The sequence below is a fragment of the Microbacterium esteraromaticum genome (assembly GCF_900163815.1).
GTDB classification, from domain to species: Bacteria; Actinomycetota; Actinomycetes; order Actinomycetales; family Microbacteriaceae; genus Microbacterium; species Microbacterium esteraromaticum_B.
The window spans coordinates 96,056-103,722 of sequence record NZ_FUKO01000029.1 but is presented as its reverse complement, the minus strand read 5'-3'; the positions used below and the strand labels follow the sequence as shown (position 1 = coordinate 103,722).

The following is a 7,667-nucleotide window of genomic DNA, read 5'->3' as shown; positions in this document are numbered from 1 at the left end:
GATCTCCACCACCCCTCCGGGCTACCGGCACGACCCCGCCGCCCGGCTGCGACCGATCAACTGGAACCGCATCGGCGACGACAAGGACCTCGAAGTCTGGAACCGTCTCACCGCGAACTTCTGGCTGCCCGAGAAGGTGCCGCTCTCGAACGATCTGCCGGCCTGGCAGAAGCTCACCGCCGAAGAGCGCACCCTGACGATGCGCGTCTTCACCGGGCTCACCATGCTCGACACGGTGCAGGCGACAGTCGGCGAGATCTGCCAGATTCAAGATGCGCGCACCGAGCACGAGGAGGCGGTCTACACGAACATCGCGTTCATGCAGTCCGTGCATGCGCGCTCGTATTCGAGCGTGTTCTCGACGTTGACGAGCACGCCGGAGATCGATGCCGCCTATCACTGGGCGGTCGGCAACGATCTGCTCCAGGAGCGGTGCAAGAAGGTGCTGGCGCACTACTACGGCGATGATCCACTCAAGCGCAAGGTGTCGTCTACTCTGCTGTCGTCGCTGCTGCTGTACGCCGGCTTCTACCTGCCGCTGCATTTCTCCGTGCACGCGACTCTCACCAACACCGCTGACATGATCCGCCTCATTCTGCGCGATAAGGCGGTGCACGGGTACTACTCCGGCTACAAGTATCAGCGGGGCCTGGAGACGCGCACGCGCGCCGAGCAGGATCACATGCGCGAGTTCACGTACGCGCTTCTCGAGGAGCTCTACGAACTCGAGTTGGACTACTCCGGAGAGCTGTATGCGCCGCTTGGGCTCATGGACGATGTGGCGGTCTTCGTGCGATACAACGCGAATAAGGCGCTCATGAATCTCGGCTACCCGGCACGGTTCGCACCCGAGGAGACCGAGGTGAACCCCGAGATTCTCGCCGCGCTTGCGCCGGGCTCAGATGAGAATCACGACTTCTTCAGCGGTTCCGGGTCGTCGTATGTGATCGGCAAGGCGGAGGACACCAGCGACGCGGATTGGGATTTCTGAAAGGACGGCGACGGCGTCGGGGGCCGTTCAGACCGGTGAGATCTTCTCCCAGTCCGCGATCGGCCCCTCGACGACGGCGAAGATCGGATGCGGTTCGGGAACGGTGATCGACTGCCAGCGCTCCCAGACGTCGGGACTGCGCTGGTGCAGCTTCGCGAGCAGGTGCTGCCACTCATACGCGAGCTGCGCGGAATTGACCGTCAATGACTCGGCGCCCCGGGCGAGAATCTTCGCCCGGGTGAACCGATATCCTCGCCTGTCGGCTTCGTCGGCGATGGCGGAGAGGTAGTCGCCGATCGCCGCTTCCGGGCTCGACATCAGCTGAAAGCGTCGCAGTTGCGGATGCTTCGAGTAGCCGCGACCGGCGTCTGCGACTACGGCCTGGGCGAGCAGTGCCTCCCGCCAGCACGCTGTCAGCGCTTGCCGGTCGAAATAGCGCGGGTGCACTGACCAGAGCCTCATGCGAAAAGGCCTTCCACGCTGCAGAGAATGAGCAGCATCGTCACACCGAATCCCACGACGTAGTTGATGATCAGGAACTTCCGCCATGCGCGGTTCGCCAGGGCGGAACGCGCGTCGTCGACGCCCAGGTAGGGTGCCACGATGGCGATGTACGGCAGCGCGGCCAGTGCGGCGAGGTTCGCGGGCCACGGTGTGAAGAGCATGAGTGCACCGGCGGCGACCCACATCAGCACCGCGAACCTCACCGTCCACGCAGCGCCCAGAGCGGTGGCGATGGAACCGATCCCCGCCTCACGGTCCGGGATGATGTCCTGCACGGCGCCGAAGGCATGACTGGCCATCCCCCAGCAGAAGAACGCGATCATCGTCACGATGATCGGCATGGTGATCGTCGTGTCGGCCAGCGCGAGGGCGTAGAGCCCCGGGGTCACGAAGTGCGTGCTGGAGGTGCTCGAATCGAGCACAGGGATCTCTTTGAAGCGGAGTCCGCGCACTGAGTAGGCGACAACCGCGAACAGGCTCACGGCCAGGATCAGCCACGACATCGGCTGGTCCCGACCGAGCACGACCAGAGCGATGACGAAGGGAATGGTCAGCGCAGCCGCCGCGACGAGCGTCGCACGATGCAGACGTGGCGGCAGCTTCGCGCCCTCAGCGCCTCCCTTTCGCGGGTTCGCGAGGTCGGACTCGTAGTCGAAGACATCGTTCACGCCGTACATCGCGAGGTTGTACGGCACCAGGAAGAAGATCGTGCCGACGATCAATGCGGCGTCGATCCGCCCGGTGGTCAGCAGATAGACAGCGGCGAACGGGTAGGCGGTGTTGATCCAGCTCAGCGGCCGTGAAGCGAGCAGCAGGGTGCGGAACGTGGGCTGCCGATCAGTCATCTGCTGCTCCTTGTCGTCTTTGCCGGTGGCCGTTTCTGCCCCTGGTCGAGCAGCTGCCACACACCGGCGAGCAGGAGGGCGCCGGCAATCGGGTAGAGAAAGTCCTCGACCGGCATCAGCAGCAGCCGAACCCCGCTGATCTGCTCCGTGCCGTAGTCGAAGAATCCGGCGGCCATCATCACGTTGTCGAATATCGCCGTCAGGATCAGCAGAACAATCGTCGTCGCCGCCCAGGAGGAAAAGTACCGCCGAGTGATTCGGCGTCGACGCGCATGCAGAGCGCCGAGGAGGAAGACGACGAGGCCGACGCCGACGAAAGGAGTGGACATCAGCAGGTACGTCATCGTCGCTCCCCCGCAGCTCTGCCGCGCTGCCAGTTCTCGGCCACACGATGCGAACCGCTCAACAGAATGAGGGTGAGGTAGGTGAGAAATACCAGGAACAGCAGTTCTTCGATCGGAAATGCGGGTGCGAGCAGGATGCCGGTGGCCCACCGCGAGTCGAGATGCCGGAACACGCCTGCCTCGATGCCGACCAGGTCCCAGATGATGAAGAATCCGAGACCGATCGCGAGCGCGATGCCAGCGCGCACGGGGCGCGAGCGGAAGACCAGCCGGAACCGGGCATCGAGGAGAGCCAGGCAGCCTGTGCTGATAAGCAGTGTCAGCAGGTAGACGGCTCTCACGGCTCCTCCAGCGGACCTGCGGAATGGTCGCCGCGCACGTGCTTGAGCACGAGTTCGGCGCTGATCAGGCACATGGGCAGGCCGACGCCCGGTACCGAGGTCGCGCCGGTGTAGAACAGTCCGTCGACCCGTCGCGATCGTGTGACACCGCGGAAGAAGGCACTCTGGCGCAGCGTATGCGCAGGTCCCAGTGCGCTGCCGCGGAACGTGTTGAATTGCTCGACGAAATCGGCCGGCCCCACCGTGCGGCGAAGCACCACGCGGGATGCGAGCTCGGGGATGCCCGCCCACTCGGCGATCTGCGCGATCGCCTCGTCTGCGATGGCTTCCACTGCGTCATCGCCACTCGAATCGATTCCCCCGCGACCGATGGTGGGATCGGCCGGCAGCGGGATCAGCACGAAGAGGTTCTCATGTTCTGGCGGCGCGACCCCGTCATCGGTCGCGCTCGGCTTGCAGACATACAGCGATGGCGGCGCGGGAATGCGCGTGGGCTGCTCGAAGATGGCGCTGAAGTTGTCATGCCAATCGTTTGCGAAGAACAGCGTGTGATGGAGAAGTTCCGGAAGCTCGCCTTCGACGCCGAGCATGATGAGCACCGCGCTGGGGCTGCTGACCTGCTTTTCCCAGCGTGAGGGTCGATATGAACGATCGGCGGGTGCTAGCAGCACCGTCTCGGTGTGGTGCTCGTCGATGGCAGACACGACGATGTCGGCGTCGAGCCGATGCACCTGGCCGTCCTTCTGGAATTCGACGGAGCGCACTGTGCCGCCGTCACTGGTGATAGCGCTGACGTCGCACTCGGTGAGCAGTTCGACGCCCTGCTCTCGCGCGATCTCGACGAGCGATTCGACGAAGCTCCGGAATCCCCCGCGCGGGTACTGCACTCCATCGACCAGATCCATGTGGCTCATCAGGTGGTAGAGCGCGGGTGCGTCGAACGGCGATGTTCCGAGGAATACGGCCGGATATCCGAGAAGCTGCCGCAGCCGCGTGTCCTGGAAACGGCGAGCGACGTAGCTCCACAACGACCTCAGCAGCAGCGGGAGCACCGCGGGCACGGCGGTCACAACCTGCAGCGATGCGAAGTCGCGCCACGAGGAGAACGGGTTGTAGAGGAAAGAACGCACGGCAGCGCGATACGTCTTCGTCGATGAGCGCAGATATCGGCGCAGGCGTGCGCCGGCGCCGTCCTCTCGCGCTTCGAAAAGGGCGGCGACGGCATCGGCACCTGCCGGGACATCGATAGCCGCTTCGACAGCATCCGCTCTCGGTTCGCCGACGATGCGATACCCGGGGTCGAGCGCGACGAGGTCGAGCCGTTCGGCGGTCGACGTGCCCATCATGCGGTAGAAGTGATCGAAGATTTCCGGCATGAGGTACCACGACGGCCCCGTGTCGAACACGAACCCGTCCTGCTCCCACGCGCCGGCCCGACCGCCGAGTTCGCGGCTCTTCTCCAGGAGCGTCACCTGATGGCCATCGCGCGCGAGCAGACAGGCAGTCGCCAGCCCGCTGACGCCACCGCCGACCACGACGACGCGGGACGAACTCATCGGGTCACTCTCGTCTTCATCCGCAGGGCACGCAGCATGATTCGGGCTTTGACGGGGGTCGCGACGCTCGCGCGCTTCTGCATCAATTCGGTCACCGGGGTCGCCTCGATGATGTGGGTCAATTCGCCGAACATGGCTCGTGCCGCCCAGACGGCTGCGCGGCACGACGAGCGCAGCAGCGGAATCGACTGATCCGCCCGCCGCAGGTCCTCGCGAATCGATGCGATGATCTCGAGCTTGGACTCTTCGGTGAACGTCGCCTCGGTGCCGGGAAAATACGCGCGGCCGAGTTCCTGCCGGTCCGGGGCCAGATCCCGAAGAAAATTGACTTTCTGAAACGCGGCGCCAAGGCTCCGTGCCCCCGCTTCGAGTCGCTCGCGGTCTGTCTCGTCGCGCACGGCGCCCGATTCGAAAACAGCGAGACACATCAGACCGACGACCTCCGCAGAGCCGTAGATGTACTCGTCCAGTTCTGTCGCGTCGAATGACGCGGTTGAAAGATCACGACGCATAGAGGCGAAGAAGGGTCGGCAGAGGTCGACTCCGATGCCGTGCGCGCGAGCGGTCAGCGCGAAGGCATGCACGATCAGGTTCGCGCTGAACCCGAGGTGCAGTGCGCGCTCGGTCTCGGACTCCAGTTCGTCCAGGAGCGCAGTGCGCGTGGCGAGGTCGGCGCCGGCCGCCTCGGCCGGGCCATCGACGACCTCATCCGCAATGCGAACGAGTGCGTAGATGCACGCGATGTCTTCGCGCGCCGATGAGTCGAGGAGCCGACTCGCCCACCCGAATGAAGTGGAGTACGCGCGGATGATCGTGGCAGCACTCGCTCGCGCCGTCTTGTTGTACAGGAGCAGGTCGGTTGTGGTCATGACACTCGCGAACTGCAGCGCGTCGCCAGTGCCGTCAGCTGATCCTTCAGAGCGGACGAGATCGTCGCCTCTTCGATCAGCCCGAAAGCCCTCTCGCAGTGCTCGTCGATGAGCGATTCCACGAACAGACGCGCGCCAGAGTTCTCGACGACGTCACGGAGGCGCTGCGCGTCGGAAGTGCTGAGCCGGCTGTCGCCGAAGAGCGGCGCGACACCGGGCCATGCTTCATCCGCGCGCGCGTACGCGATCAACAGGGTCTGCTTCCCCTCCCGCAGGTCGCTGAGCGTCGACTTGCCCGTCTGGTTCGGGTCACCGAACACACCGAGCACATCGTCTCTGAGTTGATAGATGACGCCGATCTGACGGCCGATCACGCTCAGCTCATCCACTACTGTCGCATCAACCCCGGCGAGGACCGCTGCCAGGCGAAGCGGCGCGGCGAACGAGTAGGCGGCCGTCTTCTGCTCAGCCATCGTCACAACCTCTGACGGATCCGTATCCTCGATCTGCAGGCTCAGCCACACGTCGTGCTGCTCCCCCGCAACGCTCTCGAACACCGTGTCCTCGAAGAGCGTGAGCACTGTCTCCCGCTGCGATTGCGGAAGGTCGAGGCGCGCGAGAAGGGAGTGTGCGAGCGTCAGCACCAGATCGCCGGCGAGAAGCGCAGTACTGTCTCCCCACGCGTTGGCGGCGTGCTCGCTGACACCGCGCATCGTCGCATCCCATGCGAAAGCTCCGGCAATATTCATCTCGCCGCGCCGGTGATGATCACCGTCGATGACGTCGTCATGAACGACAAGCGCGAGGTGGAGCAGCTCGATCGCGCATGCCGCGTCGACCGCGATCCGGTGGCGGTCGCCCCCGAGCGCTCGGTAGGTGTCAAGCAGCAGCTGCGGGCGTATCTTCTTGCCCCGCTGAGCCATGCGCTCCACTGACTCCCAGAGCTGTTCGTATTGCCGTGGGAAGACTCGAGACCGCACACGTCGCTCGGCGAGCACCTCGGCCAGCCGCCCTTCGATGCTCGACGGGATGCGCTCGATATGAGGGGCTGACTCAGGCATCATCGCCGGCTCTGACGTCAGGAAACTGCGAGCGGAGCTGAGGGAAGTGCTCGACGAGCCACGGGCTGAAAGCCCACGGCGTTGCGGAGATCGCCGTCGACAGCTCGGCCACGCTGGTCCACTGCACTTCGGCGACCTCTGCCTCATCGGGAGTCAGCCCAGATGTGGCGCGCGCAACGAAGACCGGGCAGTGCTCGTTCTCTTCTATGCCCGACGCGTCGCGGGCTGAGTAGCCGAAAGCGGGAAGCACGCAGACGATGTCTTCGACGGTCAATCCCAGCTCGAATGCGGCGCGGCGCCGCACAGCGTCCTCGATACGCTCGCCCGGAGCCGGGTGCCCGCAGAAGGAGTTGGTCCATACGCCGGGCCAGGTCTTCTTGGCGAGCGACCGTCTGGTGACGAGCAGTCGCCCTTCTTCGTCGAGGACATGACATGAGAAGGCGAGGTGGCGCGGGGTACTGGCGCCATGCACGCTGGCTTTGGACTGCTCGCCTACGGGCTCACCCTGCTCGTCGACGAGGACAACCATTTCTGGCACGGATCACTCTTTCTCTTGCTAGGCGAGAGTTTAGCTTAGCATCCGATATGCTGGAGGCGTGGCAAGCGCAGAGAACAGTGAGCAGGCGGGGAAGCGTGTGCACTCTTTCTCCGACGACACCGATCTCGTCGACCTTGGGGAGTTGACGGAAGACGATCGCGCGCAGTGCATGCGGGTGATGGATGGCATGCGCAACTGGCAAGCGGCGGCCCGCGCGCTCTCGGCAGCGTCGAAGCGCTACATGAAGCTGAACGAGAGTGATATGCGTGCGATTCGCATGATGATTCGAGCACAGCGGAAGAATCAGATTGTCACGCCCAAAGAGATCGCCCACGAAGTCGGAATCTCGAGCGCATCGACGACGAAGCTCGTGGACCGGCTGATCGAGAGCGGGCATCTGATCAGAAAGCCGCACCCCACTGATCGTCGAACGACCTCCATCGAGGTTACGGAGCACACCCGGCGTTCGGCCGAGGACAGCATCGGTCGCCAGCATGCGCGCCGGTTCAGCGCAGCGGCGTCGATGTCTCCGCAGGAGCGGAACGTGGTGATCCGGTTCTTCGATGCTCTGACCGAAGCGGATGCTCCGCAAGGCCCCCTCGCAATGGAGGACTGAGA

At 64.4% G+C, this 7,667-nt stretch carries 10 protein-coding genes; 2 read left to right on the top strand and 8 right to left on the bottom strand.

The window, feature by feature from the left end:
* Position 1 precedes the first annotated feature (1 nt).
* Complete coding sequence (nrdF, locus tag FM104_RS11680; protein ID WP_087132416.1) at positions 2 to 991, top strand: class 1b ribonucleoside-diphosphate reductase subunit beta; 990 nt, start codon at positions 2 to 4, stop codon at positions 989 to 991.
* Between the two features lie 27 nt (positions 992 to 1,018).
* On the opposite strand, the gene FM104_RS11675 is transcribed toward nrdF, so the two are convergent.
* Genes FM104_RS11675 through idi form a run of 8 tightly spaced genes read right to left on the bottom strand, consistent with a single transcriptional unit; the run spans position 1,019 to position 7,040 of the window.
* Positions 1,019 to 1,453, bottom strand: coding sequence for a pyrimidine dimer DNA glycosylase/endonuclease V (locus FM104_RS11675; RefSeq protein WP_087132415.1), 435 nt, complete (start codon positions 1,451 to 1,453; stop codon positions 1,019 to 1,021).
* Positions 1,450 to 2,340, bottom strand: a complete 891-nt coding sequence (locus FM104_RS11670) for a prenyltransferase (protein WP_087132414.1) — start codon at positions 2,338 to 2,340, stop codon at positions 1,450 to 1,452. Before FM104_RS11670 ends, FM104_RS11675 begins: the two co-directional genes overlap by 4 nt.
* Complete coding sequence (locus tag FM104_RS11665; RefSeq protein ID WP_256971633.1) at positions 2,337 to 2,684, bottom strand: lycopene cyclase domain-containing protein; 348 nt, start codon at positions 2,682 to 2,684, stop codon at positions 2,337 to 2,339. Before FM104_RS11665 ends, FM104_RS11670 begins: the two co-directional genes overlap by 4 nt.
* Positions 2,681 to 3,025: a lycopene cyclase domain-containing protein gene (locus tag FM104_RS11660; RefSeq protein ID WP_087132413.1), complete on the bottom strand. Its 345-nt coding sequence runs from the start codon at positions 3,023 to 3,025 to the stop codon at positions 2,681 to 2,683. Before FM104_RS11660 ends, FM104_RS11665 begins: the two co-directional genes overlap by 4 nt.
* Positions 3,022 to 4,581 carry a phytoene desaturase family protein gene (gene crtI, locus FM104_RS11655; protein WP_087132412.1) on the bottom strand — a complete coding sequence of 520 codons (1,560 nt, stop codon included), beginning with the start codon at positions 4,579 to 4,581 and terminating at the stop codon, positions 3,022 to 3,024. The genes FM104_RS11660 and crtI overlap by 4 nt, the downstream gene beginning before the upstream one ends.
* Positions 4,578 to 5,450, bottom strand: coding sequence for a phytoene/squalene synthase family protein (locus FM104_RS11650; protein WP_087132411.1), 873 nt, complete (start codon positions 5,448 to 5,450; stop codon positions 4,578 to 4,580). The genes crtI and FM104_RS11650 overlap by 4 nt, the downstream gene beginning before the upstream one ends.
* Complete coding sequence (locus FM104_RS11645; protein WP_179206773.1) at positions 5,447 to 6,511, bottom strand: polyprenyl synthetase family protein; 1,065 nt, start codon at positions 6,509 to 6,511, stop codon at positions 5,447 to 5,449. The genes FM104_RS11650 and FM104_RS11645 overlap by 4 nt, the downstream gene beginning before the upstream one ends.
* The gene (idi, locus tag FM104_RS11640; protein WP_087132409.1) at positions 6,504 to 7,040 is read right to left on the bottom strand and encodes an isopentenyl-diphosphate Delta-isomerase; all 537 of its coding nucleotides are present in this window, start codon (positions 7,038 to 7,040) and stop codon (positions 6,504 to 6,506) included. The genes FM104_RS11645 and idi overlap by 8 nt, the downstream gene beginning before the upstream one ends.
* Positions 7,041 to 7,107: 67 nt before the next feature.
* On the opposite strand from idi, the gene FM104_RS11635 reads away from it, so the two are divergent.
* Positions 7,108 to 7,665, top strand: coding sequence for a MarR family winged helix-turn-helix transcriptional regulator (locus FM104_RS11635; protein WP_087132408.1), 558 nt, complete (start codon positions 7,108 to 7,110; stop codon positions 7,663 to 7,665).
* The last annotated feature ends 2 nt before the right edge of the window (positions 7,666 to 7,667 follow it).